19 protein-coding genes and 2 tRNA genes are annotated in these 26,377 nt (G+C 68.6%); 12 read left to right on the top strand and 9 right to left on the bottom strand.

The window, feature by feature from the left end; genetic code table 11:
* The first annotated feature begins 144 nt into the window (after positions 1-144).
* From AC3WXD_RS31580 to pgi, 7 genes are all read left to right on the top strand, one after another.
* The gene (locus tag AC3WXD_RS31580; RefSeq protein WP_020203693.1) at positions 145-1,107 is read left to right on the top strand and encodes a TRAP transporter substrate-binding protein; all 963 of its coding nucleotides are present in this window, start codon (positions 145-147) and stop codon (positions 1,105-1,107) included.
* Between the two features lie 149 nt (positions 1,108-1,256).
* The gene (locus AC3WXD_RS31585; RefSeq protein WP_020203694.1) at positions 1,257-1,808 is read left to right on the top strand and encodes a TRAP transporter small permease subunit; all 552 of its coding nucleotides are present in this window, start codon (positions 1,257-1,259) and stop codon (positions 1,806-1,808) included.
* Positions 1,808-3,118 carry a TRAP transporter large permease gene (locus AC3WXD_RS31590; RefSeq protein WP_020203695.1) on the top strand — a complete coding sequence of 437 codons (1,311 nt, stop codon included), beginning with the start codon at positions 1,808-1,810 and terminating at the stop codon, positions 3,116-3,118. Before AC3WXD_RS31585 ends, AC3WXD_RS31590 begins: the two co-directional genes overlap by 1 nt.
* A gap of 74 nt (positions 3,119-3,192) precedes the next feature.
* The gene (locus AC3WXD_RS31595; RefSeq protein ID WP_059412677.1) at positions 3,193-4,503 is read left to right on the top strand and encodes a D-amino acid dehydrogenase; all 1,311 of its coding nucleotides are present in this window, start codon (positions 3,193-3,195) and stop codon (positions 4,501-4,503) included.
* A gap of 2 nt (positions 4,504-4,505) precedes the next feature.
* A complete protein-coding gene (locus AC3WXD_RS31600) occupies positions 4,506-6,116 on the top strand; it encodes an NAD(P)H-hydrate dehydratase (protein WP_020203697.1) in 1,611 nt (536 codons plus the stop codon).
* A complete protein-coding gene (locus AC3WXD_RS31605) occupies positions 6,113-7,111 on the top strand; it encodes a DMT family transporter (RefSeq protein ID WP_492325408.1) in 999 nt (332 codons plus the stop codon). The genes AC3WXD_RS31600 and AC3WXD_RS31605 overlap by 4 nt, the downstream gene beginning before the upstream one ends.
* Before the next feature lie 184 nt (positions 7,112-7,295).
* The gene (pgi, locus tag AC3WXD_RS31610; RefSeq protein WP_492325409.1) at positions 7,296-8,927 is read left to right on the top strand and encodes a glucose-6-phosphate isomerase; all 1,632 of its coding nucleotides are present in this window, start codon (positions 7,296-7,298) and stop codon (positions 8,925-8,927) included.
* Between the two features lie 57 nt (positions 8,928-8,984).
* Here pgi and AC3WXD_RS31615 read toward each other — a convergent pair whose 3' ends face one another.
* Positions 8,985-9,683 carry an ABC transporter ATP-binding protein gene (locus AC3WXD_RS31615; RefSeq protein WP_029043755.1) on the bottom strand — a complete coding sequence of 233 codons (699 nt, stop codon included), beginning with the start codon at positions 9,681-9,683 and terminating at the stop codon, positions 8,985-8,987.
* On the opposite strand from AC3WXD_RS31615, the gene AC3WXD_RS31620 reads away from it, so the two are divergent.
* Positions 9,682-10,347 carry an arylesterase gene (locus AC3WXD_RS31620; RefSeq protein WP_492325410.1) on the top strand — a complete coding sequence of 222 codons (666 nt, stop codon included), beginning with the start codon at positions 9,682-9,684 and terminating at the stop codon, positions 10,345-10,347. The two genes, AC3WXD_RS31615 and AC3WXD_RS31620, sit on opposite strands and share 2 nt — an antisense overlap.
* An 86-nt stretch (positions 10,348-10,433) precedes the next feature.
* Here AC3WXD_RS31620 and AC3WXD_RS31625 read toward each other — a convergent pair whose 3' ends face one another.
* The 8 genes from AC3WXD_RS31625 to mnmC form a co-directional block, all read right to left on the bottom strand.
* Positions 10,434-12,371: a SurA N-terminal domain-containing protein gene (locus AC3WXD_RS31625; protein ID WP_020203702.1), complete on the bottom strand. Its 1,938-nt coding sequence runs from the start codon at positions 12,369-12,371 to the stop codon at positions 10,434-10,436.
* A gap of 196 nt (positions 12,372-12,567) precedes the next feature.
* Positions 12,568-12,644 (bottom strand) — tRNA-Asp (locus tag AC3WXD_RS31630).
* Between the two features lie 92 nt (positions 12,645-12,736).
* Positions 12,737-12,812: transfer RNA gene (locus AC3WXD_RS31635), tRNA-Val, on the bottom strand.
* 322 nt (positions 12,813-13,134) lie between these two features.
* On the bottom strand, positions 13,135-15,546 hold the full coding sequence (lon, locus tag AC3WXD_RS31640; RefSeq protein ID WP_059412835.1) for an endopeptidase La: 2,412 nt from the start codon (positions 15,544-15,546) through the stop codon (positions 13,135-13,137).
* 249 nt (positions 15,547-15,795) lie between these two features.
* A complete protein-coding gene (gene clpX, locus AC3WXD_RS31645) occupies positions 15,796-17,070 on the bottom strand; it encodes an ATP-dependent Clp protease ATP-binding subunit ClpX (protein WP_020203704.1) in 1,275 nt (424 codons plus the stop codon).
* Positions 17,071-17,281: 211 nt separating this feature from the next.
* Positions 17,282-17,932, bottom strand: a complete 651-nt coding sequence (clpP, locus tag AC3WXD_RS31650; protein ID WP_020203705.1) for an ATP-dependent Clp endopeptidase proteolytic subunit ClpP — start codon at positions 17,930-17,932, stop codon at positions 17,282-17,284.
* A gap of 96 nt (positions 17,933-18,028) precedes the next feature.
* Positions 18,029-19,387, bottom strand: coding sequence for a trigger factor (gene tig / locus AC3WXD_RS31655; protein ID WP_020203706.1), 1,359 nt, complete (start codon positions 19,385-19,387; stop codon positions 18,029-18,031).
* Positions 19,388-19,616: 229 nt separating this feature from the next.
* Positions 19,617-21,665 (bottom strand): bifunctional tRNA (5-methylaminomethyl-2-thiouridine)(34)-methyltransferase MnmC2/FAD-dependent 5-carboxymethylaminomethyl-2-thiouridine(34) oxidoreductase MnmC1, encoded by a 2,049-nt coding sequence (gene mnmC, locus AC3WXD_RS31660; RefSeq protein ID WP_492325411.1) that lies wholly within the window; start codon positions 21,663-21,665, stop codon positions 19,617-19,619.
* 257 nt (positions 21,666-21,922) lie between these two features.
* On the opposite strand from mnmC, the gene AC3WXD_RS31665 reads away from it, so the two are divergent.
* The 4 genes from AC3WXD_RS31665 (at position 21,923) to AC3WXD_RS31680 (ending at position 26,241) form a co-directional block, all read left to right on the top strand.
* Positions 21,923-22,780, top strand: a complete 858-nt coding sequence (locus AC3WXD_RS31665) for a 23S rRNA (adenine(2030)-N(6))-methyltransferase RlmJ (RefSeq protein WP_020203708.1) — start codon at positions 21,923-21,925, stop codon at positions 22,778-22,780.
* 337 nt (positions 22,781-23,117) lie between these two features.
* A complete protein-coding gene (locus AC3WXD_RS31670; protein ID WP_492325412.1) occupies positions 23,118-23,609 on the top strand; it encodes a hypothetical protein in 492 nt (163 codons plus the stop codon).
* A 123-nt stretch (positions 23,610-23,732) separates the two neighbouring features.
* Entirely contained in the window at positions 23,733-24,896 is a 1,164-nt protein-coding gene (gene dinB, locus AC3WXD_RS31675) for a DNA polymerase IV (RefSeq protein ID WP_492325413.1), read from the top strand.
* Positions 24,897-25,056: 160 nt separating this feature from the next.
* Positions 25,057-26,241 carry a hypothetical protein gene (locus AC3WXD_RS31680; protein ID WP_492325414.1) on the top strand — a complete coding sequence of 395 codons (1,185 nt, stop codon included), beginning with the start codon at positions 25,057-25,059 and terminating at the stop codon, positions 26,239-26,241.
* The last annotated feature ends 136 nt before the right edge of the window (positions 26,242-26,377 follow it).

Below are 26,377 nucleotides of genomic sequence, written 5' to 3' on the forward strand. Positions count from 1 at the left end.
GGGACGGGCACCGCCATGCAGCACCCACGCAGCACACGAAACACACGCAGGACCCAAGCCGCACAGAAAAACCGTACCAGAACAGACCGAGCCGCAACGACCAACCAGGAGAGATCGATGCAAGGGAAGGCAATACTGAAGTACATGCTGCTGGGCGGGGTGCTGGCCGCCGCGTCGGCGCTGGCCCCCGTGGCGCAGGCACAGACCAGGTGGGACCTGCCGACCGGCTACCCCACCAACAACCTGCACACCGAGAACCTGCAGCAGATGGCCAACGACGTGGAGAAGGCCACCGGCGGCAAGCTCAAGATCCTGATCCATCCCAACGGCTCGCTGCTCAAGGCCAACGAGATCAAGCGCGGCGTGCAGACCGGCCAGGTGCAGATGGGCGAGATCCTGATGTCGCTGCTGGCCAACGAGAACCCGGTGTTCGGCGTGGACGCGGTGCCCTTCCTGGCCACCAGCTACCAGGATTCCTACAAGCTGTGGCAGGCCTCGCGCGCCGTCACCGACAAGGTGCTCGACAAGCAGGGCATGAAGCTGCTCTACGCGGTGGCGTGGCCGCCGCAGGGCATCTACGCCAACAAGCCGATCAACGCCGCGGCCGACATGAAGGGCCTCAAGTGGCGCGCCTACAATCCCGCCACCTCCAAGATCGCCGAGCTGGTCGGCGCGCAGCCGGTCACGATCCAGGCCGCCGACCTCGCCCAGGCGCTGGCCACCGGCACCGTCAATTCCTTCATGTCCTCGGGCGCCACCGGCGTGGACACCAAGGTGTGGGAAAGCGTGAAGTACTTCTACACCGTGGACGCCTGGCTGCCGAAGAACATGCTGGTGGTCAGCAAGAAGGCCTTCGCCGCGCTGGACAAGCCGACCCAGGACGCCCTGCTCAAGACCGTGGCCGAGGCCGAGAAGCGCGGCTGGCAGGTCTCCGAGCAGAAGACGCGCGACTACCTCGCCGTGCTCGGCAAGAACGGCATGACCGTGCAGCCGCCCTCGCCGCAGTTGCGGCAGGACATGCAGAAGGTCGGCCAGGTCATGGTCGACGAATGGGCCAGGAGCGCCGGCGACGACGGCAAGGCCATTCTCGAAGCCTACAAGAAGTAAGCCGGGCAGCCGGCGCCGGACCGGCGCCATGCACGCGGCACGCGGCGCCACCGCGCGTTTCCCGTGCATTTCCCGCGCGCAGCCGCGGCGGCGCCCGCTGCCGCCGCGGCATGCGTCTCCTTTCACCGCATCCTCCCTCCTCTGCCGTCATGGAAGCTCCTGCCGTCAACAAGCGCTGGCTCGACCGGCTGCTTGACCTGTTCGCCGTGCTCGGCGCGCTGTGCATCCTCGGGGTCTGCATCATCATGATCCTGATGTCCTTCTCGCGCGAGACCACCATCATCTTCAAGGGCGGCGACGACATCGTCGCCTGGCTGTGCGCGGCCTCCGCCTTCCTCGTGCTCGGCCAGACCTTCCAGCACGGCGGCATCGTGCGCGTGGAAATGCTGCTCGAAGCGGTGAGCCCGCGCCAGCGCTGGTGGCTCGAGCTGCTGTCGCTCGCCATCTGCGCGGTGTTCGCCGGCTATGCCACCTGGGCGCTGCTGAGCTTCGCCTGGCAGAGCTGGGAGATCGGCGACGTCTCGCAGGGACAGATCGTGGTGCCGCTGTGGATTCCGCAGAGCTTCGCGGTGCTGGGCTGCGCCGGCTTCGCGCTGGCCGTGCTCGACGAGCTGCTGCGCGTGGCGCGCCGCCAGAAGCCGCGCTACCAGCTCGCGCAGGAGGCCAAGCTGGCCGCCGGCGACTTCGGGGAGACCGTCTGATGAGCACCGTCCTGGTTTCCCTGATCCTGCTGCTGGTGATGATCGTGTTCCTGGTGATCGGAGCGTGGATCCCGGTGGCCATCGCCGTCACCTCGTGGGTGGGGCTGGTGGTCTTCGCCGACCACGACGCGCTGGTCAACCTGGCCAATGCGTGGTGGTCCTCGAGCGCGTCCTACACGCTGGCCTCGCTGCCGCTGTTCGTGTGGATGGGCGAGATCCTGTTCCGCACCAAGCTGTCCGAGCAGATGTTCAACGGCCTGTCGCCGTGGCTGAACTGGCTGCCCGGGCGGCTCATGCACGTCAACATTCTGGGCTGCGGCATCTTCGGCTCGGTGTCGGGCTCGTCGGCCGCCACCTGCGCCACCATCGCCAAGTCGGCGCTGCCCGAACTCACGCGGCGCGGCTACGACGAGCGCGTGACGCTGGGCTCGCTGTCGTGCGCCGGCACGCTCGGCATCCTGATCCCGCCGTCGATCACGATGGTGGTGTACGCGGTGTCGGCGGACGTGTCGATCATCCGCGTGTTCCTGGCCGGCTTCCTGCCGGGCCTGCTGCTGATGCTGCTGTTCTCGGGCTACATCGTGGCGTGGGCGCTGTCCAACCCGGACAAGACGCCGCCGGCCGAGCACTTCGGCTGGCGCGCGCGCCTGGCCTCGATCCGCCAGTTGATGCCGTGCATGATCCTGATCGCCTTCATCACCTGGATCATGATCACCGGCTACTCCACCGCCACCGAGGCCGCCGCCTACGGCGTGGTGGCCTCGCTGGCGCTGGCCTGGGCGGGCGGCTCGCTGACGCGCAAGGCGTTCTGGGAGAGCCTGATGTCGGCCACGCGGCTGACCGCCATGATCATGTTCGTGCTGGGCGCCACCTCGTTCCTGTCGGTGACGATGAGCTTCACCGGCATTCCGCGCGCGCTGGCCGAGTGGGTAGCGTCGATGCACCTGTCGCCGTGGGCGCTGATCGCCGTGCTGACGGTGATCTACATCCTGCTGGGCACCGCGCTGGACGGCATTTCCATGATCGCGCTGACCACCGCCACGGTGCTGCCGATGGTGCAGGCGGCGGGCTTCGATCTGGTATGGTTCGGGATATTCATCGTGCTGCTGGTGGAGATCGCCGAGGTCACGCCGCCGGTCGGCTTCAACCTGTTCGTGCTGCAGAGCATGACAGGCAAGGACAGCAACTACATCGCGCGGGTCTCGCTGCCGTTCTTCATGATGATGGTGATCGCCATCGGCATCATCACGGTGTGGCCGACGCTGGTCACGTGGCTGCCCGACGTGGTGATGCAGAAGGAACTGAAGTAGGACCGCGCTGCCGGCCGCCGCATGCCGCCGGCGGCATTGCGCAACAGCGGGGGCCGCGGCCCCGACGGAGTGCCATGCATGTGATCGTGATCGGCGCCGGCGTGATCGGCGTGTGCTCGGCCTGGTATCTGCGCGAAGCCGGCTTCGACGTGACCGTGGTCGAGCGGCGCGCGGCGCCCGCGCAGGAATCGAGCTTCGGCAACGCCGGCGTGATCGCGCCCGGCTACGTCACGCCGTGGGCCGCGCCGGGCATGCCCGGCAAGGTGCTGCGCAACCTGTTCGCCAGCACCTCGCCGGTGCTGTTCCGCCCCAGCGCCGACCCGGCCATGTGGCGCTGGATCGCGCGCTGGCTCGGCGAATGCACGCTGGAGCGCTATCGCGTGAACAAGCTGCGCATGCAGCGGCTGGCCTTCTACAGCCGCGAATGCCTGCACGCGCTGCGCGGCAAGCTCGAGATCGACTACGAGCAGTCGCAGGGCTACCTGCAACTGTTCCGCACGCGGCGCGACCTGGCGCTGGCCGAGCCGGCGCTGGCGCTGCTGCGCGAGCACAAGGTGCCGCACCGCCTGGTCGACGCCGACGGCTGCCGCGGCATCGAGCCCGGCCTGACCACCGACACGCCGCTGGCCGGCGGCCTGCACCTGCCCGAGGACGAGTCCGGCAACTGCCCGATGTTCGTGCGGCGCCTGCGCACGCTGGCCGAGGCCGCGGGCGTGCGCTTCGTCATGGACCGCGACGCCGGCGCGCCGCGCCCGCTGCCGGGCGGCGGGCTCGCGCTGGACCTGCGCGCTGTGGACCATGGCACGGGCCACGATGCGGGCCACGCCGCCGGCGGCGCGCCCGAGACGCTCACCGCGGACCGCATGCTGGTGTGCGCGGGCGTGGGCAGCGCCGCGCTGCTGCGCCCGCTCGGCCTGCGCATCCCGCTCTACCCGGTCAAGGGATACTCCGCCACCGTGCAGGTCAGCGACGAGCTGCAGGCGCCGCTGGCCGCGCTGATGGACGAGTCGTACAAGGTGGCCATCACGCGCATGGGCAACCGCCTGCGCGTGGCCGGCACGGCCGAGCTCGGCTCGCGCCGGCTCGACCTGCGCCCGGCCGCCGTCAACACCCTGCTCAAGGTGGCGCGCGACTGGTTCCCGGTGGCCGGCCACTACGGCAATGCCACGCTGTGGGCCGGCGCGCGCCCGATGCTGCCGGACGGCCCGCCGCTGATCGGCGCCACCGCCGTGCCCGGCCTGTTCCTCAACCTCGGCCACGGCTCGACCGGCTGGGCGATGGCCTGCGGCTCGGGCCGCATCGCCGCCGACCTGATCGCCGGCAACGCCGCCGCCATCGACCTGGAGGGCCTCACGCCCGCCCGCTACGGCCTCGGGCCGCGCTGACCATGCACACACCCCTGCCCGCTTCCCATTCCGCCGCGGCCTGGCTGCCGCTCGACGCCGCCAGCGCCGCCGGCATCCCGCTCTACGACGTGGCCGCCATCCGCCGCATCGAGGCCGCGGCGATGGCGACGCTGCCCGCCTTCGAGCTGATGTCGCGCGCCGGCGCCGCCGCCGCGGACTGGCTGGCGCGGCATGCGCCGGACGGCCCGCTGCTGATGCTGGCCGGCCCGGGCAACAACGGCGGCGACGCGCTGGTGGCCGCCACCCGCCTGCACCTGGCCGGGCGCGCGGTGCAGGCCTGGCTCACGGCCGAGCCGGACCGCCTGCCCGCCGACGCGGCGCGCGCCTGGCTGGAGGCTCGCGCCGCCGGCGTGCCGCTGCGCGTGCTGCCCCAGTCCGCCTGCCAGGGCGGCCTGCCGCCGCTGCCGGCCGAGACCCGCGCGCTGGTCGACGGCCTGCTCGGCATCGGCCTCAACCGCCCCGCCGACGGCTACGTCGCGCAGTGGATCGCGCATCTCAACGGCGCCGGGCTGCCGGTGTTCGCCCTCGACATTCCCAGCGGCCTGTTCGCCGACACCGGCGCCGGCGCGCCGGCGGTATGCGCATGCCGCACGCTGACCTTCATCGGCGCCAAGCCGGGCCTGCTGACGCTGGACGGCCGCGACTGCGCGGGCGAGGTGGACATCGCCCCGCTCGACCTGATCTATCCGCCGGCCGAGCATGCGTGCGCCACGGTCAACGTGCCGGCCTCGTTCGCCGCGGCGCTGCCGGCGCGCCGGCATGCCACCAACAAGGGCAGCTTCGGCTCGCTGGCGGTGATCGGCGGCGGCGTGGGCATGACCGGCGCGCCGCTGCTGGGCGCGCGCGCCGCGCAGCACCTCGGCGCCGGGCGCGTGCACATCGCCTTCCTGGCGCAGCCGGCGCCGCTGCTCGATCCGGTGCATCCGGAACTGATGCTGCACCCGATCGCGGAGGTCGACCTGTCCGCCATGAACGCGCTGGTGATCGGCCCCGGCATGGGCACCGGCACGGCGGCGCGCAAGCAGCTCGCGCAACTGCTGCACGGCTGCGCGGCGGCGGCCGAACCGCCGGCGCTGGTATTGGACGCCGACGCGCTCAACCTGCTGGCCGCCGACCCCGCGCTGGCCGCGCTGCTGGCCGGCAGCGCGGCGGTGCGCGTGATGACGCCGCACCCGCTCGAAGCCGCGCGCCTGGCCGGCCTGAGCGTGGCCGAGATCCAGCGCGACCGCCTCGCCGCGGCGCGCGCGCTGGCGGCGCAGTGGCAGGCGGTGGTGGTGCTCAAGGGCTCCGGCACGGTGATCGCGGCACCGCCCGACGCGGCCGGCGGCGTGGCGCTGTCGGTCAACCCGACCGGCAACGCGGGCCTGGCCACCGCCGGCACCGGCGACGTGCTGGCCGGCATGGCCGGCGCGCTGCTGGCGCAGGGCATGCCGCCGCTGCAGGCCGCGCAGGCCGCGGTATGGCTGCACGGGCGCGCCGCCGACCGCCTGGTGGCCGACGGCATCGGGCCGGCCGGGCTGACCGCCAGCGAGCTCTACCTGCCGCTGCGCGCGCTGTTCAACGACCTGCTGCGGCAGCCGGGCCGCGCATGAGCGACGCCGCCGAGCGCGCCGCGCCGCTGGCGCCGGCCGGTTCCGCTACGGCATCCACCGCGGCATCCGTCGCCGCGCCCGCCACGGCCCGCCGCCAGTTGCTGACCGGCGTGGCGCTGCTGGTGCTGGGCCAGTGGATCCTGAGCCTGCTCGACGCCAGCAGCAAGATGCTGACCCAGCAGGGCCTGCCGGTGATGGGCGTGGCCTGGGTGCGCTACGTGGGCCACGTGGCGGCGATCTTCCTGCTGCTGGGGCCGGCGCGCTTCCGCGCGCAGTGCCGCCCGGCGAAGCCGGCCCTGCAATGGCTGCGCGGCGGCCTGATGCTGGTATCCACGCTGGTGTTCTTCAGCGTGCTCCGGCTGATGCCGCTGGCCGAGGCCACCGCGCTCAATTTCTGCGCGCCGCTGTTCGTGGTGGCGCTGTCGCCGTGGCTGCTCGGCGAGCGCCCCGGCTTCCACGCGCGCGCCAGCCGCTGGAGCGGCGTGGCGGTCGGCTTCGCCGGCATGCTGGTGGTGGTGCGCCCCGGCGGCGAACTGAGCGGGCCGGGCATCGCGCTGGGCCTGCTGTCGGCGCTGGTGTTCGCGTTGATGCAGATGCTGACGCGGCGCATCGCCGCGCACGATGCGCCCATGACCACGCTGATCCAGAGCGGCGTCACCGGCGCGGCGCTGACCACCGCGCTGGTGCCGTTCTTCTGGTTCGAGTCGGTGCCCACGCCGCTGCAGGCGGGCCTGCTGCTGAGCACCGGCATCACCGGCTCGATCGGGCACTACTTCGTGATCCGCGCGTTCCAGTACGCGGACGCATCGTTCCTCAGCCCCTTCCTTTACCTGCAGATCCTGTCGGCCACCGCCATCGGCTACCTGGCCTTCGGCCAGCTGCCGGACTGGATCACGGCGCTGGGCGTGGCCGTGATCTGCGCCGGCGGCGTGTGCGTGGCCGGCGGCGAACCGGCGCTGCGCATGCTGGCGCGGAGGCTCGGCCGCGCGCGCTGAATGTCAGCCACGCACCGACAGCGCGCCATACCCCTATTTGGTAGTGTTTCGAAATACGAAGCAATGCCGTCTATTGCCGCTATTTGGCGAAAACACGTCATGTGGCGGCGCTATACTTCATGCGCGGCGCCGCCGGCCGGTTTCCGCACTGCATATCAAAGAATCTCCAGAGAATTCCGCACGCATGCCCACTGATTTCCACGCCTGGCGCTCCCTCCTGCAACACCACGAGACCATCCGCGACACCCCCATGCGCGACTGGTTCGATGCCGACGATGCCAGCCAGCGTGCCGCGCAATTCTCACTGGAAGCCGCCGGCCTGTACCTCGACTACGCCAAGAACCGCATCACGCCGCAGACCTTCGCGCTGCTGATGCAACTGGCCGACGAGGCCGGCGTGGCCCGCCGCCGCGACGCCATGTTCGCCGGCGACCACATCAACGCCACCGAGGACCGCGCGGTGCTGCACATCGCGCTGCGCGCCTGCCCCGGCACCACCTTCGAGGTGGACGGCAAGCCGGTGACGCCGGCGATCCATGCCGTGCTCGAGCGCATGCGCGTGTTTTCCGAACGGGTGCGCGGCGGCGAGTGGACCGGCGCCACCGGCAAGCGCATCACCGACGTCATCAACATCGGCATCGGCGGCTCGGACCTGGGCCCGCGCATGGTGTGCCGGGCGCTGTCGCACCTGGCCGACGGCGGGCCGCGCATGCATTTCGTCTCCAACGTGGACGGCACCGAGCTGGCCGAGACGCTGGCGCGGCTGGACCCGGAGCAGACCCTGGTGATCGTCTGCTCCAAGACCTTCACCACGCTCGAGACGATGGCCAACGCCAACAGCGCGCGCGCGTGGTTCCTGTCGCGCGGCGTGAGCCAGGCGCAACTGGCCAGCCACTTCGCCGCGGTGTCGACCAACGTGGAGGCGGTGCGCGCGTTCGGCATCGACCCGGCGCACATGTTCGAATTCTGGGACTGGATCGGCGGACGCTTCTCGCTGTGGTCCTCGGTGGGCCTGTCGATCGCGCTGGCGGTCGGCTACGATGCCTTCGCCGACCTGCTGGCCGGCGGCCGCGCGATGGACGAGCATTTCGCCGGCGCGCCGCTGGCGCGCAACATGCCGGTGGTGCTGGCCATGATCGGCATCTGGTACCGCGATTTCTTCGGCATGCCGACCAGCTGCATGGCGCCCTACTCGACCTCGCTGGAACTGTTTCCCGCCTTCCTCCAGCAACTGGAGATGGAGAGCAACGGCAAGTCGGTCCAGCTCGACGGCCGCCCGGTGCGCGCGCATACCGCGCCGGTGGTGTGGGGCTCGGCCGGCACCAACGGCCAGCATGCGTATTTCCAGCTGATCCACCAGGGCTCGCAGATCGTGCCGGTGGATTTCGTGGCGCCGCTGCGGCCGCCGCGCGAGCTGCCCGGCCACCATGCCAAGCTGCTGGCCAACTGCTTCGCGCAGGGCGAGGCGCTGATGCGCGGGCGCAGCGCCGACGAGCTGCGCGCCGCCGGCATGACCGACGAGGTGCGCATCGCGCATATGGTGTTCGAAGGCAACCGGCCCAGCAACACGCTGCTGATGGAAGACATCACGCCACATGCGCTCGGCTCGCTGATCGCGCTGTACGAGCACCGCACCTTCGTGCAGGGCGTGGTGTGGAACATCAATTCGTTCGACCAGTGGGGCGTGGAGCTGGGCAAGATCCTGGCCAAGCCGATCGAAGCCGAGCTGACCGGCGCGGTGGCCGCGCCGGCGCCGCACGACGCCTCCACCAGCGGCCTGATCGCCCGCGCGCGCGCCGCGCTGGGCACGGCCTAGTTTTCCCGCCCCCTCCCGGACTTCCCGGACTTCCCGCGCGTCTCGTTCGCCGCCGGCTCAGACCGGCGCCGCCATCAACTCGTCGCTGGCCACGCGCCCGGCCTCGATGGTCAGGACGCGCCCGCAGCGCGCCGCCACCGAGCGGTCGTGCGTGACCAGCACCAGGGTCGAGCCGGCATCGCGGTTGAGTTCGAACATCAGCGCGATCACGGCCTCGCCGGTGGCGGTGTCGAGGCTGCCGGTGGGCTCGTCGGCGAACAGGATGTCCGGGCGCGCCACGAACGCGCGCGCCAGCGCCACGCGCTGCTGCTCGCCGCCGGACAGCGTGCGCGGATAATGCGAAAGACGCCCGCCCAGGCCGACGCGCGCCAGCATGTCGGCCGCGCGTTCGCGCACGCCTTCGGTCTCGCCGCGCAGCTCCAGCGGCAGCATCACGTTCTCCAGCGCGGTCAGGTGGCCGACCAGCTGGAACGACTGGAACACGAAGCCGACGTGGCGGCCGCGCTGCGCCGCGCGCTGGTCCTCGTCGAGCTGGAACAGGTCCTGGCCGTTGAGCCGGACCGTGCCCGTGGTGGGCAGGTCGAGGCCGGCCAGCAGGCCCAGCAGCGTCGACTTGCCCGAGCCGGAGGCTCCCACGATGGCCAGCGTTTCGCCGCGCGTGACGGAAAACGTGACGTCATGCAGAATCGTCAGCGAACCGGTCGTGTCGGCTACGGTCTTTCCTAATGACTCGACAGCAAGAATGGAAGAAGACATGAGCAAGAAGTTCTGGTGCGGTTGGCGCAAGCTGGGGCTGGCGCTGTGTGCGGCCACGCTGCTGCCCTTGACGGCGGCGGCGGCCTCGGCGCCGGCCATCCTGGTGCTGGGCGACAGCCTGTCCGCGGAGTATGGCATCGCGCGCGACGCGGGCTGGGTCAAGCTGATGGAAGCCCGGCTGCGCGCCGAGCGCCTCGATTATAGCGTCGTGAACGCCAGCATCAGCGGCGAGACCACCGTGGGCGGCAAGACCCGCCTGCCCGACCTGCTGGCGCGCCACCACCCCGCCGTGGTAATCGTGGAGCTCGGCGCCAACGATGCGCTGCGCGGCCTGCCGCTGCAGACCACCGAGGCCAACCTGCGCAGCATCGTCACCGCCGCGCAGCAGGCCCGGGCCGGCGTACTGCTGGTCGGCATGCGCATCCCGCCCAACTACGGGCCGGACTACACGGAACGCTTTTTCGCGCTCTACCCGAAGCTGGCCGGCGAATACAAGACGCGGCTGGTGCCGTTCCTGCTCGAAGGGGTCATCGCCCGGCCGGACTGGTTCCAGCAGGACCGCATGCATCCCACGGCGCAGGCGCAGGGCACGCTGCTCGATACGGTGTGGCCGCAGCTCAGGCCGCTGCTGAAGGCGCCGGCGCCGCGCGCCGCCGAGCGCTAGGGCATACGACTGCCGGAATGAAAAAGAGGCGCCCGCTGGGGCGCCTCTGGCTTTGTGCCGATGGGTCGTCTTGCTGCCGGTAATCCTTACTGCGCGGCGGCCTCGCTCGCGGCCGCGGCGACGGGCTTGAGCACCTTCACCTTCGCTGCCGCCTTCAGGCTGTCATAGAACGCTTCGAGCTCGGTCTGGCCGGCCATCTGCGCCAGCTGCTGGGCCTCGCCCTGGCGCTGCGCGGGGTCCACCTGCGCGGGCTGGCTGACCTTGGCGATGCGATAGATGGCATAACCGTCCGCGCCGAGGTCGACGCCGACCAGCGCGGGCAGCTTGGCGACGTCGGCGCGCATCACGGCTTCCAGCGCCTTGGGCGGCAGGTTCTCGGGCTTGGCGCGCGACACCGTGAGCACCGGGCCGAAGCCTTCGGCGGCGCCGCTCTTCTTGAGCGCTTCCAGGCGCGCCGCGCCTTCCTTGTCGGCCAGCTCGGCGGCCTGCTGCGCGATGTAGCCTTCGCGCACCTTGGCCTGCACGTCTTCGAACTTGCGCGTGGTGGCCGGGCGGTAGTCGACGATGCGCGCCGCCACCAGCATGTTGGGCGCGACCTGCACGGCTTCGGTGTTGCGCTTGTTCTTGAGCGAGTCCTCGCTGAACAGCGCCTTGAGCAGCTTGTCGTTGTTGAGCGGGTTCTGCGCGCCCAGCGCCGGGTTCGGCTCGCGCGTCACGCCGTCGGCGGTCTGGATGGTCAGCTTGAACTTGTCGGCGGCGGACTTGAGGCTGTCGGACTGCTCATAGACCGTGTTGCCGAACGCGTCGGCCAGTTCGGTGAACTTCTTGGCGGCAAGCTGCTTGCGCAGTTCGGCTTCGAGGTCGGTGCGGACCTGGTCGAGCGGCTTGGTCTCGGCCGGCTTGATGCCGGTGAGCTTGATGATGTGGTAGCCGTAGTCGGTTTCCACCACATCGCTGAGCTGGCCGTCCTTGAGCGAGAACATGGCGTCCTCGAACGGCTTGACCAGCGCGCCGCGGCCCATGAAGCCGAGGTCGCCGCCCTTCTCCGCCGAGCCCGGATCCTTCGATTCCTTGCGCGCCACGTCGGCGAAGGTTTCCGGATGCTTGCGCAGGTCTTCCAGCAGCTTGGCCGCCTTTTCCTGGGCGGCCTTGCGGTCCGCCGCCGGCGCGTCCTTGGGCGAGGCGATCAGGATATGGCTGGCGCGGCGCTGCTCGTCGGTGCGAAAGCGCGCGATGTTGCTGTCGTAGTAGGACTTGAGTTCCTCGGGCGTGACCGGCGTCGAGGCGGCCAGCGCGTCGGCCGACAGCACCAGGTATTCGACCTTGGCCTGCTCGGGCACGGCGAACTGCGTCTTGTGGCTTTCGTAGTACGCCTTCAGCGCGGCTTCGTCGGGCGTGACCTTGGCGGCGAAATCGGCCGGCTTGAACTGCAGCACCTGCACGTCGCGCTGCTGGTCGCGGATGGCGATCAGGCGGTCGAGCAGCGACTTGGGCACGAAGGCCGTGGCGCCGATCGAGCCGCCGAGCTGCTGCGTGGCGAGGTCGAAGCGCATGCGCGCCTCGAGCTGCTCGGGCGTGAGGCCCTGCTGGGCCAGCAGTTCGAGATAGGGCTTGGGCTCGAGGCGGCCGTCGGCCTGCTTGGGCAGGCTGGCGATCGCCGGGATGCTGTAGATAGCTTGCTGGAGCGCCACGTCGGACACCGTCAGATGCTTGTTGGCGACGTCGTTGGCCACCACGCGCTGCAGGATGAGCTGGTCGAGCACCTGCTGGCGGGCCTGCGCGCCTTCGAACTGGCGCGGGTCATAGTTGGGGCCGAGCACCTGGCGCATGCGCTCGCTCTGGTCGCGCACGACGTTGTCGACTTCCTGCGTGGTGATCGCGCGGCCGTCGACCTTGGCTGCGTCGTGCGAGCTGTCCATGAAGCGCGAGTAGCTTTCCACGCCGAAGAATACGAACGACGGGAAGACAAGCACCAGCAGCAGCAGAAGCATCAAGCGGCGGTTGTTGCGTACGAAATCAAGCATGCGGACTCAGGAGAAGGGTTGGTACGAACGGCAAACTCCGGGATTCTATCAGGAGCGGCACGCTTCACGCGATTTACGGCCCGCCATTGCGCGGTTGCGCGCGGATCCGCCCGGGAACGGGGAAAGCCGGCGAACGCCGAAAAGCAGAACGGGCCGCTAAGGGCCCGTTCTGCTGACGTTCTGCTCACTGCTTGTTTGGCGGAGTGGACGGGGCTCGAACCCGCGACCCCCGGCGTGACAGGCCGGTATTCTAACCAACTGAACTACCACTCCTGGATTCGGTGCGGCCGTGCTCTTGCGCGCTGTTCTTCGTCGCGACGAGACCGAAGAGGCGAGAGACGGCGAGGCGTCCGAGGCACCGAGCGTGGTGGGTGCTGAGGGGCTCGAACCCCCGACCTACGCCTTGTAAGGGCGCCGCTCTACCAACTGAGCTAAGCACCCGCTCGTACCGCGAATCTGCATGTATCGCCGCGCACATATCAGAGCACTTACTGCTGTTTGCGTTGCGAGGCCGCAAGTGTAATACAGGCGTCGCCGTTTTGCCAAGCATTCTTCATGGCCGCATCGGGCGGCGCAAAAGCCGCGTACGGGCCGCGTGAAAGCCCCGTAAACAACCCTGCGCAACCCCGCGCAACCCTGCGCGATGGTCGTGCGCCCCGACCTTCGCGATGTCTGCGCGCAATGAAAAACGCCGCGGGCAAAACCCGCGGCGTCTCGTGCTGCCGTCATGCGGCGGGGCCCCGGACAGCGGGCCCCTGCGATGTCAGTGATGGATCATCTCGACCTTGGCCGCGGCCTTGTCCGCCACGTCGGCGGGCTTGGCCACTTCCTCGGGCAGCGGCTCGGGCTTGCGCTCGAGCGCCAGTTCCAGGACCTTGTCGATCCAGCGCACCGGGATGATCTCGATGGCGTTCTTGACGTTGTCCGGGATCTCGGCCAGATCCTTCACGTTCTCCTCGGGGATCAGCACCAGCTTGATGCCGCCGCGATGGGCCGCCAGCAGCTTCTCCTTGAGGCCGCCGATCGGCAGCACTTCGCCGCGCAGCGTGATCTCGCCGGTCATGGCCACGTCGGCGCGCACCGGGATGCCCGTCAGCACCGACACCAGCGCCGTGGTCATGGCGCCGCCGGCCGAAGGACCGTCCTTGGGCGTGGCGCCTTCGGGCACGTGGATGTGGATGTCGCGCTTCTCGAACATCTCGTCCGGGATGCCCAGGCGGCGGGCGCGCGAGCGCACCACCGAGCGGGCCGCCTCGACCGACTCCTTCATCACGTCGCCGAGCGAGCCGGTGCGCGTGATGTTGCCCTTGCCCGGCATGATCGCGGCTTCGATGGTCAGCAGGTCGCCGCCCACCTCGGTCCACGCCAGGCCAGTCACCTGGCCGACCTGGTTTTCCTTGCCGGCCAGGCCGAAGTCGTACTTGCGCACGCCGAGGAACTTGTCCAGGTTGTCCGAGGCCACCTTGACCGTGCCCGATTCCTTCTTGAGCAGCAGCAGCTTCACCACCTTGCGCGCGATCTTCGACACTTCACGCTCGAGCGAGCGCACGCCCGCTTCCCGCGTGTAGTAGCGGATGATGTCGCGCAGCGCTTCCTCGCTGACTTCGATCTCGCCTGCCTTCAGACCATTGTTCTTGATCTGCTTGGGCAGCAGGTAGCGCTGGGCGATGTTGACCTTTTCCTCTTCGGTGTAGCCGGAGAGGCGGATCACTTCCATGCGGTCCAGCAGCGGCGGCGGAATGTTCAGTGAGTTCGAGGTCGCCACGAACATCACGTCGGACAGGTCGAAGTCCACTTCGATATAGTGGTCCTGGAACGTGTGGTTCTGTTCCGGGTCCAGCACCTCGAGCAGCGCCGACGAAGGATCGCCGCGGAAGTCCATGCCCATCTTGTCGATTTCGTCGAGCAGGAAGAGCGGATTGCGCACGCCGACCTTGGACAGGCTCTGCAGGATCTTGCCCGGCATCGAGCCGATGTAGGTCCTGCGGTGGCCGCGGATCTCGGCCTCGTCGCGCACGCCGCCCAGCGCCATGCGCACGAACTTGCGGTTCGTCGCGCGCGCCACCGACTGCCCGAGCGAGGTCTTGCCCACGCCGGGGGGCCCGACCAGGCACAGGATCGGCGCCTTCACCTTGTCCACGCGCTGTTGCACCGCGAGGTACTCGAGAATGCGTTCCTTGACCTTCTCCAGGCCATAGTGGTCTTCGTCGAGCACGCGCTCGGCGTTGGCGAGGTCGTTGTTGACCTTGCTCTTCTTGCGCCACGGCAGGTTGACCAGCGTGTCGATGTAGTTGCGCACGACGGTGGCTTCGGCCGACATCGGCGACATCAGCTTGAGCTTCTTGAATTCGGCGTCGGCCTTCTTCTTGGCTTCCTTCGGCATGCGCGCGGCCTTGATGCGCTTGTCGAGCTCTTCCAGGTCGGCGCCCTCTTCGCCCTCGCCCAGTTCCTTCTGGATGGCCTTGACCTGCTCGTTCAGGTAGTACTCGCGCTGGCTCTTCTCCATCTGGCGCTTGACGCGGCCGCGGATGCGCTTTTCGACCTGCAGGATGTCGATCTCGCCCTCGAGCTGCGACAGCAGGCTCTCGAGGCGCTCGGTGACGTTCACCATCTCGAGGATCTTCTGCTTCTGCTCGAGCTTGATCGGCAGGTGCGCGGCGATGGTGTCGGCCAGGCGGCCGGGCTCGTCGATGCCCGACAGCGAGGTCAGGATCTCGGGCGGGATCTTCTTGTTGAGCTTCACGTACTGGTCGAACTGCGACACGATGGCGCGGCGCAGCGCCTCCGTCTCGGCGGTCTCGACCGGGCCCGGCGGCACGGGCACGGCTTCGCACATGAAGTGCGAGTCGTCTTCGCTCACTTCGCGGATATTCGCGCGCTGCGTGCCTTCGACCAGCACCTTGACGGTGCCGTCGGGCAGCTTGAGCATCTGCAGGATATTGGCGATGCAGCCCACCTCGTAGAGGTCGTCGGCGGTCGGCTCATCCTTGGCCGCCGTCTTCTGGGCTACAAGCATGATGCTCTTGCCCGACTCCATCGCAGTTTCAAGCGCCTTGATGGACTTCGGACGTCCCACGAACAGTGGGATCACCATGTGCGGAAACACCACCACGTCGCGCAGCGGCAACAGTGGCAGGCGAATCGGCTCAGCCGGGAGGAGTTGTGTTCCGGACATCATTTTCCCCAGTCAGTCATTTAGGCGTAAATTGGGCCGCATGAATCGATTGCAAGACACGCTTCGCCAACGATTCATGACCCCATGCAAATGCCGGTTTCCGCACTTGCAGGACCCGTCCAAACAGCATACCCCCGTTTCCTCCCCTTCGTTTTACGAAAATGAAGAAAAAAAGCCGCTCGCTTTTTGCGAGCGGCCTTTCGGTCTCGCTGCCGGCCTCGATCAAACACAAAGCGCCGGCGTTCGCCGTCAGTTCGAACCGGCCACCTTGGGCTGGTCCTCGTACATCAGCAGCGGCGGGGCATCCCCGGTGATGGTGTTCTCGTCAATCACCACCTTCTGCACACCCTTGTAGTTCGGCAGGTCGTACATCACGTCCATCAGCGACTGTTCGAGAATCGAACGCAGGCCGCGCGCGCCGGTCTTGCGGCGGATGGCCTTGCGCGCGATCGCGGACAGCGCGGCCGGGCGGATTTCCAGCTCCACGCCTTCCATCGCCAGCAGCTTCTGGTATTGCTTGACCAGCGCGTTCTTGGGCTCGACCAGGATCTGCATCAGCGCGGCCTCGTCGAGCTTGGCCAGCGTGGCGACCACCGGCAGGCGGCCGATCAGTTCCGGGATCAGGCCGAACTTGATCAGGTCTTCCGGCTCGGTCTGCGGCAGCACTTCGCTGGCGTCGCGCTCTTCCTTGCTCTGCACCTGCGCGGCAAAACCGATGCCGGTCTTGTCCGAGCGCTGCATGATGACCTTTTCCAGGCCGTCGAACGCGCCGCCGCAGATGAACAGGATGTTGGTCGTGTCGACCTGCAGGAAGTCCTGGTTCGGATGCTTGCGCCCGCCCTGCGGCGGCACCGAGGCCATCGTGCCCTCGATCAGCTTGAGCAGGGCCTGCTGCACGCCCTCGCCCGACACGTCGCGGGTGATGGACGGGTTGTCCGACTTGCGCGAGATCTTGTCGATCTCATCGATGTAGACGATGCCGCGCTGCGCCTTCTCCACCTCGTAGTTGCAGTTCTGCAGCAACTTCTGGATGATGTTTTCCACGTCCTCGCCGACGTAGCCGGCTTCGGTCAGCGTGGTGGCGTCGGCGATCACGAACGGCACGTTGAGCAGGCGCGCCAGCGTCTGCGCGAGCAGCGTCTTGCCCGAGCCGGTCGGCCCGATCAGCAGGATGTTGCTCTTGGACAACTCGACGTCGTCCTTCTTGCCGAGGTGCTTGAGGCGCTTGTAGTGGTTGTACACCGCCACGGCCAGGATCTTCTTGGCCTGTTCCTGCCCGATCACGTACTGATCGAGGCTTTCGCGGATCTCGTGCGGCGTGGGGAGATCGGACTTGGCCGTGGCGCCGGCATCCTTGTCGGATGCCGCTGCCTCGTCGCGGATGATCTCGTTGCACAGGTCGATGCATTCGTCGCAAATGAACACCGACGGGCCGGCGATGAGCTTCTTTACCTCGTGCTGGCTCTTGCCGCAGAACGAGCAGTAAAGGAGCTTCTCGCTGGATGAACCTTTTTTATCCGCCATAGGAATCAGTCACATTAGCAGTGTGCGTGCCGCAGGGCCAAGGCGCTGCGGGGATACGCTTCAAACGCATCATACGCCAAAACAATTGGCGCGGCGGTGGAACCCCTACGCTGTGGGGCAAAAGCAAAAAACGAGGCGCCAGGCCTCGTTTCTGCATAGCCTTCTTCAATCCGCGCCGGCCCCGGAACCCGCGGGTCCCGGGGTGGCGTTTTCAGCTACGGCGGGCGATGACCTTGTCGATCAGGCCATAGTCCACCGCCTGGTCGCCGCTCATGAAGTTGTCGCGATCGGTATCGCGGGCAATCTTCTCGACCGGCTGGCCGGTGACTTCCGACAGGATGCCGTTCAGGCGCTCGCGCAGGTACAGGATCTCGCGGGCCTGGATCTCGATGTCCGAGGCCTGGCCGCGCGCGCCGCCGAGCGGCTGGTGGATCATGATGCGCGAGTTCGGCAGCGCCGAACGCTTGCCCTTGGCGCCGGCTGCCAGCAGGAACGCGCCCATGCTGGCGGCCATGCCCATGCACAGCGTGGATACGTCCGGCTTGACGAACTGCATGGTGTCGTAGATGGCGAGGCCCGCCGACACCGAGCCGCCCGGCGAGTTGATGTAGAGCGAGACGTCCTTGTCGGGATTTTCGCTCTCCAGGAACAGCAGTTGTGCCACCACCAGGTTAGCGGTCTGGTCGTTGACTTCGCCCACCATGAAGATCACGCGCTCCTTCAGCAGGCGCGAGTAGATGTCATAGGCGCGCTCGCCCCGACCGGACTGCTCGACCACCATCGGCACCAGCCCGAGTCCCTGCGTTTCCAGGGCGGAGGCCTGCGTGGTGGCCAGACGGTCAAGCAAATCATTGCGGGTCATGCAAGTTCTCCTGGAGTTCGGTGAGAGACAAGGCGGCGAGAAGCGAGGCCGCGGCCGGCGCCGCCGTCAGAAGACGGCGCGCCGGACTGGCCAGGCTCAGGCCTGCTGGGGCTGGTTGCCTTCGGCAGTCAGTTCCTCGAAGGACACCGTCTTGTCGGTGACCTTGGCCTTGTCGCACACGAAATTTACCACGTTGTTTTCGAGCACGTAGGCCTCCATCTCGGCCAGGCGCTGCTGGTCGCCGTAGTACCAGCGCATGACTTCCTTCGGGTCCTCGTAGCTCTTGGCGAAGTCCTCGATCTCGGCCTTGATCTGGTCGGCCTTGGCGTCCAGGCCGTGGGCCTTGACGATCTCGGCCAGGATCAGGCCCAGCTTGACGCGGCGCTCGGCCTGCTGGGTGAACATCTCGGCCGGAATCGGCATGTCCTTGGCGTTCGGCATGCCGCGCTGTTCCAGGTCGCGGCGGGCCATCTCGACCAGGCGCTCCTGGTCCTGCTCGACCAGTGCCTTGGGCACGTCCAGCTCGCTGGCCTTGAGCAGCGCGTCCATCACCTGGTCCTTCAGCATGGCGTGGGTGCGGCGCTTGACTTCGCGCTCGAGGTTCTCGCGGATGTCGGCGCGCATCTTCTCGACGCTGCCGTCGGCGATGCCGAGCGACTTGGCGAACTCGTCGTTGACTTCCGGCAGGTGCGCCCACTCGATCTTCTTGAGCGTGACGGTGAACTCGGCGGTCTTGCCGGCCACTTCCTTGCCGTGGTAGTCGGCGGGGAAGGTCAGCGGGAAGCTCTTGCTTTCGCCGACCTTCAGGCCCAGGGCGGCCTGCTCGAACTCGGGCAGCATGCGGCCTTCGCCCAGCACGAAGGCGAAGTCGTCCGCCTTGCCGCCGGGGAATTCGACGTCGTCGATCTTGCCGACGAAGTCCAGCGTGACGCGGTCGCCGTTCTGGGCAGCCGCTTCGCCGCCGCCGTCGCCGTGCTCGCCGGCTTCGCCGCGGGTGTGGTAGTGCACGCGCTGCTTGCGCAGGATGTCGATGGTCTTGTCGACTTCGGCATCGGTGATTTCGGTCTTGGTGCGGGTCACTTCGGCCGTGGCCAGGTCACCCAGCTTGACTTCCGGGTACACCTCGAAGGTGGCGTCGAACGCCACTTCGTCCTCGCCCACGCCTTCGGTCTTGACTTCGAAGCGCGGCTGGCCGGCGACCTTGACGTCCTGTTCCTTGGTGATGTCGAAGAACTTGCGGGCAGCCTTGTCGTAGCGCACTTCGAACTCGACTTGCTGGCCGTACTGCTTCTCGACCATCTTCATCGGCACCTTGCCGGGACGGAAACCGGACATCTTCACCGTCTTCGACAAGCGAACCAGACGATCCTGCTTTTCCTTTTCGACTTCGGCCTTGGGAATGGCCAGGGTCACCTTGCGGTCCAGTTTGCCAAGGTTTTCAATGACATTCGACATGGTCGTTGATCCAATCCAGAGATGTTGTTGTGTTCGTAAGCGCACCCCGCCCGCGCGCCCGGCATGAAGCGGGGCAATGCGCGGCGGCGAGCGCCGGTGCCAGTGCGAAGTCCTGTCCGCAAGCTTGCCGGCATGCGCTGGAAACCACGCCCCGGAGCTTCCGGGCACAGGCCCCGCGCAAACGGAAAACGGGGATTATCGCACGGTTTTCGTTCGCTTCCGGCAGTTTTTAGCCGGGAACGGACTCGGAACCGGGCCCAGCGGCGGCTGGCGCGGACCCGCCCGCGTCCCCCGCCAGCCCCTGCCGCAGGGCGCGCACCAGCAGCCGCGCCGGATCGACGGCCTCGGCCAACTCCAGCTCCAGCGGCAACGGCTCCCCGTCGATCTGGCTGGCCAGCAGTTCGGCGCCCAGTGCGGCCCATGTGAGGCCGCGCGAGCCATATGCAAGGGCCGCGTACAGGCCGGGCAGGCGCGGCACGTCGCGCAGGCGCGCGCCGCGCAGCGCCGCGGCGTCCTGCGCGGCGCGCGCCTCGTCGGCGATGCGGCCGATCAGCGGCAGGCGGTTGTGCGACACGCTGCGCACGCCGACGTAGCCGTCCAGCGCGGCCGCATCGAGCCGGCCCGCGGCGCCGGCCAGCCCGGGCAGCAAGGCGCCGAGCTTGGCGAGGTTCTCGGCATGCACGCCGGCGCGCGCGCCCTCCGCGCCGTCCTCGGCGTCGGCCGGCTCGTAGCTGGAGCCGACCCCCGCGCTGCCGTCGGCGGCGCGCGGCAGCAGGTAGCCGGTGCCCGTGACCACGCAGTCGGGCCAGGCGCCAAGCTGCTCGACCTGCGCCGCCGCCAGCGTGGTCAACTGCCCGCGCACCCGGTCGATGGTCACGTGGCGCAGCGGCAGCAGCCGCAGCGCTTCATGCGCATTGGCCAGCACCACCACCGGCGCCCGCGCCAGCACCGCGCCGGCCGCGTCGAGCGCCAGCCAGCCGTCGCCGTCGCGCGCCAGCCGCGCGACGCGGCAGCCGAAGCGCGCCGTCAGCGCCGCCCCGGCCTGCGCCAGTTGCGCGCCGCAGATGTCGGGCGGCGCGGCCCAGCCGCCCTGCTCGAACCACAGCCCGCCCAGCGGCACCGCCGCGGCGTGCCGGCGCGCGGCTTCCTCGGCCGGCATCCAGCGCGCGAAGGCCGCGGGAAACCCGAGCGCGGCCAGCGCGGCCTGCTGGATGCGCGCGTCTTCCTCGCCGGCGCCGGTCTGCAGCACGCCGCACTCGTGCCAGCCCGGCGCGTGGCCGGCCGCGGCCAGCGCGGCCCAGTGGCGCAGCGAGGCGAGATTGCCGGCGCGCGACAGCCGCGACAGGATGCTGTCGTCCGACGACAGGTGCGGATGCATGGCCGCCGCGCGATGGGCCGAGGTCAGCCGCGCCGGACCGTCATGCGCATCGAACAGCGTGACGCGCCAGCCGCGCGCGGCGAGGCGCTCCGTCACCGCGCAGCCGGCCAGCCCGGCGCCGACCACGATCGCATGGCGCTCGGGCCAGGCCGCGGGCGCCGGCGGCGGATGCCGGCGCCGGGCGCGCTCGGCGGGGAAATGCCCCACCGTCATGTGCCATTTGCTGCCGTAGCCGGTCGCGCGCCGGGCCTCGAAGCCGGCGGCCCGCAGGCCGCGGCGCACGAAGCCGGCCGCGGCGTAGGTCGCCAGCGTGGCCTCGGGCCGCGCCAGCCGGGCCAGCCGCTTCATCAGCGGCGGCTGCCACATCTCGGGATTGCGCTCGGGCGCGAAGCCATCGAGGTAGAACGCATCGGCGCCCAGCACCAGCCGCGGCAGCATGGTGTCGATGTCGCCGAAGGCCAGCGTCAGCACCACCGCCCCGCCCTCGAACGCCAGCCGGTGCATGCCCGGCAGCGCCAGCGGCCACGCCTGCTGCAGCTGCTCGGCCAGCGGAGCCAGTTCGGCCGCGCCGGACATCCTGACATGGACGGCGGCCAGGCCGTCGCGCGTAAACGGATGCTTCTCGATGGAAACGAAATGCAGGCGCCGGCAGCGCCGCGGATCGGCCCGCCACGCCTGCCACGTCGCCAGGAAATTCAGGCCCAGGCCGAAGCCCGTCTCCAGGATCACGAACTGGTCGCGCCCGCCCCACGCCTGCGGCAGGCCGTTGCCGCCGAGGAACACGTGGCGGGCCTGCGCGAGGCCACCCTCGTCGCTGTGGTAGACGTCGCCATAGCGCGTCGAATAAGGCGGCCCGGCATCGGAGAAGACGGGTTCGGCGGGATCCAGTGAGCGGGACATGAAGCGGGCAGGAACGTCTGGCATGAGGGGAATCGGGAGAAATTCCGGGCAAACGCACCGGAGAAATCCACCGGGAATCCAGCCAGCGGGGGCGGACAGGGCGGACGGCCCCGGGTGGCGGCGATGGTAGCATAGCGCCCTGCGCCGCCGCCCTGCCCGGCATCCACCGCCCGGCATCCGCGCGCTCCTGCCGCTCTTTTTGCTGCGCTTTTGCCGCCCCTCGGCCGCTCTTTTTGCCGTCTTTCGCCCGCCTTGCCATGTTCAGCTACCGTCACGCCTTCCACGCCGGCAACCACGCCGATGTCCTCAAACACGCCATCGTGGTCCAGTTGCTGGAGCAGTTGACCCAGAAAGACAAGCCGTTCTGGTATATCGACACGCATGCCGGCGCCGGGCTGTACGCGCTGGACCATGCCTACGCGCAGAAGAAGGGCGAGTTCGAGACCGGCATCGCCCGGCTGTGGCAGGCCGCCGCCGCCAAGCGGCCCATGCCCACCGTGCTGGAGGACTACCTGGAACAGGTGCGCACGCTCAACCCGGATGGCAGCCTGCGGCACTATCCGGGCTCGCCGTGGCTGGCCTGGCAGATGCTGCGCGACGCCGACCGCCTGCGCCTGTTCGAGATGCACCCCACGGAAATCCAGGTGCTGCGCGACAACTTCCGCGGCGCCGGCCGCCGCGTCATGCTGTACGACGGCGACGGCTTCACCGGCATCAACGCCATCCTGCCGCCCCCGCCGCGCCGCGCGCTGGTGCTGGTCGACCCGTCCTACGAGGACAAGCAGGACTACGCCCGCGTGGTGCGCACGCTGCAGGACGGCCTGCAGCGCTTCGCCACCGGCATCTATGCCATCTGGTATCCCGAGGTGCAGCGCCGCGAATCGGTGCAGTTGCCGGTGCAGCTCAAGAAGCTGCCGCTCAAGAGCTGGCTGCACGTCACGCTCACGGTCAAGCAGCCGGTGGCCGGCGGGCTGGGCCTGCACGGCAGCGGCATGTTCATCGTCAACCCGCCGTGGCGCCTCAAGGAAAACCTGGAAGCGGCCATGCCCACGCTGGTCTCGCTGCTGGGCCAGGATGCCGGCGCCGGCTTCACGCTCGAAGCGCGGGAAGACTGAAGTCGCGATGGTGCCGATGATGGCACTGCCGATGGCACCGACGGCACCGACAACGGCGCGACATAGGCGCCGGGAAAACCAGATCTAAGCATCTTCTACTTGGCCCGCGCCCGCTAAGACCGTAGCATCGATCCCCAAAACCTCGGCGCGAGGCTGCGGCATGGCACGTGCGTGACACAGGCCTGAAACACGCCTGACACACACGGAATATGCCGGCACGTACCCGAACGCACGAGGCACCATCGGCATGGCAGGCCGCCGCCAGCGCGGCCACCGTGCGCACGGACAGGACCGGACACCACAGGACCGGCCGCCGGACATCGGGTACAAGGGTCATATGAAAACACTCAGCGGAGCCGGCAACGGCTGGACAACGGACGCCGACGCGGCCGACCGGGGAATCTGGAAGAACACCATCGCCGCGGCCAGCCATGCGCTGGAAACCGTCGCGCTGATCGAGCACGGCGTCGGCATGACGCTGCGGCTGCAGCGCAAGGTCCGCGAACTGCGCGAGCGCCTGCGCACCACGCAGGCCGAACTCGACCGCTACCGCGACCTGCACGCCCTCGCACTCGAAGCCCTGCGCGCGGCCGAGCCGCCCGCGGCGGAGGACGCCGGCAAGCTCCGCGCCGACGGCGAAGCGCTGCGCCTGCGCCACCGCGCCTACAAGCTGCTGATCGAGCACTACGCCCGCACCGGCTCGCCGATCAACCTCGCCGTCTTCGCCGCCCAGCGCCGCCAGGTGCTCCAGCACATCCTGTTCCAGCAGCGCCGCGGCGTGCCGCCGGCGCGGATCAGCGTCGACGACATCGCCTTCCTGCTGCGCTAGGCACACACTCGGACAATTCCGTATCCGGCGCGGACTTCGATATACTGTATATGCATACAGTCATGGAGACGCTGCGCCCGGCCACGGCAGGACGCAGGCGTCGCCCGATCCCAGCCGCCGCCAATGCCATCCGCAACCCGCCGCATCGCCCACCTGGACATGGACGCGTTCTACGCCTCCGTCGAACTCCTGCGGTACCCGGAACTGCGCGGCAAGCCCGTGGTGATCGGCGGCGGGCGCAACGCCACGCCCGAGACGCTGCCCGACGGCAGCCGGCGCTTCGCCCGCCTGCGCGACTACGCCGGCCGCGGCGTCGTCACCACCTCCACCTACGAGGCGCGCGCGCTCGGCGTCTTCTCCGCGATGGGCATGATGAAAGCCGCCCAGCTCGCGCCGGACGCCATCCTGCTGCCGACCGACTTCGATTCCTACCGGCACTACTCCCGCCTGTTCAAGGCCGCCGTCCACGCCTTCACCGACCAGATCGAAGACCGCGGCATCGATGAAATCTACATCGACCTCAGCGACGTGCAAGGCGAGCCGGCCGAACTCGGCACGCGCATCAAGCAGGCCGTGCGCGAAGCCACGCAACTGAGCTGCTCCATCTGCATCGCCCCCAACAAGCTGCTCGCCAAGATCGGCTCCGAACTCGACAAGCCCGACGGGCTTACCCTGCTCACCGCCGCGGACATCCCCGCGCGCATCTGGCCCCTGCCCGTGCGCAAGGTCAACGGCATCGGCCCCAAGGCCACCGAGAAGCTCGCCGGCCTCGGCATCGCCACCGTCGGCGACCTCGCCCATGCCGACCTCGGCCTGCTGCAAAGCCACTTCGGCCGCAGCTACTCCGCGTGGCTGGCGGAAACCGCCCAGGGCCGCGACGACCGCAGCGTGGTGGTCAGCGCCGAACCCAAGTCCATGAGCCGCGAAACCACCTTCGAGCGCGACCTCCACCCGCGCCAGGACCGCCAGGCCCTCTCCGAAATCTTCACCGGCCTGTGCCAGCGTCTGGCCGAAGACCTGCACCGCAAGGGCTATGTCGGCCGCACCGTCGGCGTCAAGCTGCGCTACGACGACTTCCAGACCGTCACGCGCGACCAGAGCCTGCCCGAGCCCACCGCCGACGCCGTGCAACTGCGGCGCGCCGCCACCGAATGCGTGAAACGGGTCACGCTCGACCGCAGGATACGGTTGCTGGGCGTCAGGGTCAGCGCGTTGACGGTGGCCGGAGAAGACGACCTCGCGCCGTTGCCGGTGCAAGGCGAATTGCCGTTCGATGAAGCCGGCTGAGCGGGTGCGCGGCGCGCAAATTACGGACAAGTACGCAATATCGAGATGATTCCGTATTGCACTTAGGAAAATTCGCCAGCCATTGCCTCACTGTGTTGATGGATTCTAGTAAGCCGGCGCGCAACCGGCGCATTTCCATCCATCGATTCAAAGAGACACCATGTCGGAAGCCAGATCGCCGGAAAGCACGCGTGCCCTGCCACCCTCCGCCATCGCCCTGTGGCAATGGCTGCGCCGGCACTGGAGGCGGATGGCGATCTTCGCCCCGGCCGTGGCGTTCCTCCTGTTCTCGGTCCTCTACCTGGCCAGCGCAAGCTACAAGAGCGACGGCTTTCTGCGGGCCAGCCGGAAGCTGGCGGAATACAACGCCCAGCGCGCCGCGTTCGCCGACAAGAGCGCCCTGCAGCGCTTTCTCCTCAGCGAGAAACTGGAAACCGATGCCAACGGCAGCTACCTGACCCACTCCCTGCAGGAAAATTTTCTCCGCAAGCACGTCACGCCCGTGCTGCCCTACTCCAAGGCGGAGCTCGGCTACCTCAACAACACCAAAACCCCGCTCGACCCCGACATCCTCGGCTTCCACATCTCCATTGCCGCCACCTCGCCCGCCGACGCGGCGGCCAGGGTGGAAATCCTCGGCGACTTCCTCAAGGACACGATGCTGCGCCAGGAACTGACCGAAATCGTCCACACCAAGGCCGCCGAATTCAAGTCCCGGAAGCAGCAGATCGACAACCAGATCATTGCCAAGCGAATCGAGCTCCGACAGGAAACCGAGCGGCTGAAGTCCCTCAAGGTCATCGCCGGCCGATACCCCGGCGCCGACCGGCTGGCGTCCCGGCAACTGCTCTCGTCCGATGCCGCCAGCTCGAAATACCTGTCGCCCGTGGCGCAACTCGTCGGCGCGGAATCCGCCATCGCCGACCTGCGCATGCAGCTCGTCTCGCTCGAGCGGGACGCCGCCCAGAACGCACTGCGCGAAACCTTCTTCGCGCGCGCGGAAGCCCTGGCCACCCCGCCCAGGTCAGGCAAGGCGATGCTGGCCGGCTACCTGGCGCTGCAAAAAGACGTGTTCGACGGCACCGACCTGAAAGACGACGACATCCGCGAAGTCTTCAACGACGTCGGCCTGATTGCCGAAGAGCTTCGCACCCGGCACCTCGTCAACGCGCATTTCGCCTCCGGACCAACCCTGCCCGACCGGCGCGCCGGCCCGGGGATGCCGGCGATGGCGGTGCTTTCGCTGCTCGGTGGATGCGTGATCGTCGCGATGGTGCTGTTCGGGCTGGATTTTGTCAGGCGGGCGAATGGGAAGGATGCTGCCCTGGCGCCGGCAATTGGGTAGCCGGGGCCGTGGAAGGGGTGCGGGGGAAAGACTTTGGTGCGAGGGAGAGCACGCCTCCCGCGCCTCAACGTGTGCGCCGCGTAATACACATGAGCACGCAAATACTGCCCTTGCCCCCTGATATTTCGTGTGTAAA

The sequence above is a fragment of the Cupriavidus sp. FW216-B1 genome, assembly GCF_058789195.1.

Coding starts and splice junctions, on each gene's coding strand:
- dinB (WP_492325413.1), top strand. CDS start 23,733: ATGCCATCCGCAACCCGCCGCATCGCCCACCTGGACATGGACGCGTTC.
- AC3WXD_RS31595 (WP_059412677.1), top strand. CDS start 3,193: ATGCATGTGATCGTGATCGGCGCCGGCGTGATCGGCGTGTGCTCGGCC.
- AC3WXD_RS31680 (WP_492325414.1), top strand. CDS start 25,057: ATGTCGGAAGCCAGATCGCCGGAAAGCACGCGTGCCCTGCCACCCTCC.
- AC3WXD_RS31620 (WP_492325410.1), top strand. CDS start 9,682: ATGAGCAAGAAGTTCTGGTGCGGTTGGCGCAAGCTGGGGCTGGCGCTG.
- AC3WXD_RS31585 (WP_020203694.1), top strand. CDS start 1,257: ATGGAAGCTCCTGCCGTCAACAAGCGCTGGCTCGACCGGCTGCTTGAC.
- AC3WXD_RS31590 (WP_020203695.1), top strand. CDS start 1,808: ATGAGCACCGTCCTGGTTTCCCTGATCCTGCTGCTGGTGATGATCGTG.
- AC3WXD_RS31615 (WP_029043755.1), bottom strand. CDS start 9,683: ATGTCTTCTTCCATTCTTGCTGTCGAGTCATTAGGAAAGACCGTAGCC.
- clpX (WP_020203704.1), bottom strand. CDS start 17,070: ATGGCGGATAAAAAAGGTTCATCCAGCGAGAAGCTCCTTTACTGCTCG.
- mnmC (WP_492325411.1), bottom strand. CDS start 21,665: ATGTCCCGCTCACTGGATCCCGCCGAACCCGTCTTCTCCGATGCCGGG.
- AC3WXD_RS31670 (WP_492325412.1), top strand. CDS start 23,118: ATGAAAACACTCAGCGGAGCCGGCAACGGCTGGACAACGGACGCCGAC.
- pgi (WP_492325409.1), top strand. CDS start 7,296: ATGCCCACTGATTTCCACGCCTGGCGCTCCCTCCTGCAACACCACGAG.
- AC3WXD_RS31605 (WP_492325408.1), top strand. CDS start 6,113: ATGAGCGACGCCGCCGAGCGCGCCGCGCCGCTGGCGCCGGCCGGTTCC.
- AC3WXD_RS31625 (WP_020203702.1), bottom strand. CDS start 12,371: ATGCTTGATTTCGTACGCAACAACCGCCGCTTGATGCTTCTGCTGCTG.
- tig (WP_020203706.1), bottom strand. CDS start 19,387: ATGTCGAATGTCATTGAAAACCTTGGCAAACTGGACCGCAAGGTGACC.
- AC3WXD_RS31665 (WP_020203708.1), top strand. CDS start 21,923: ATGTTCAGCTACCGTCACGCCTTCCACGCCGGCAACCACGCCGATGTC.
- AC3WXD_RS31600 (WP_020203697.1), top strand. CDS start 4,506: ATGCACACACCCCTGCCCGCTTCCCATTCCGCCGCGGCCTGGCTGCCG.
- AC3WXD_RS31580 (WP_020203693.1), top strand. CDS start 145: ATGCTGCTGGGCGGGGTGCTGGCCGCCGCGTCGGCGCTGGCCCCCGTG.
- clpP (WP_020203705.1), bottom strand. CDS start 17,932: ATGACCCGCAATGATTTGCTTGACCGTCTGGCCACCACGCAGGCCTCC.
- lon (WP_059412835.1), bottom strand. CDS start 15,546: ATGTCCGGAACACAACTCCTCCCGGCTGAGCCGATTCGCCTGCCACTG.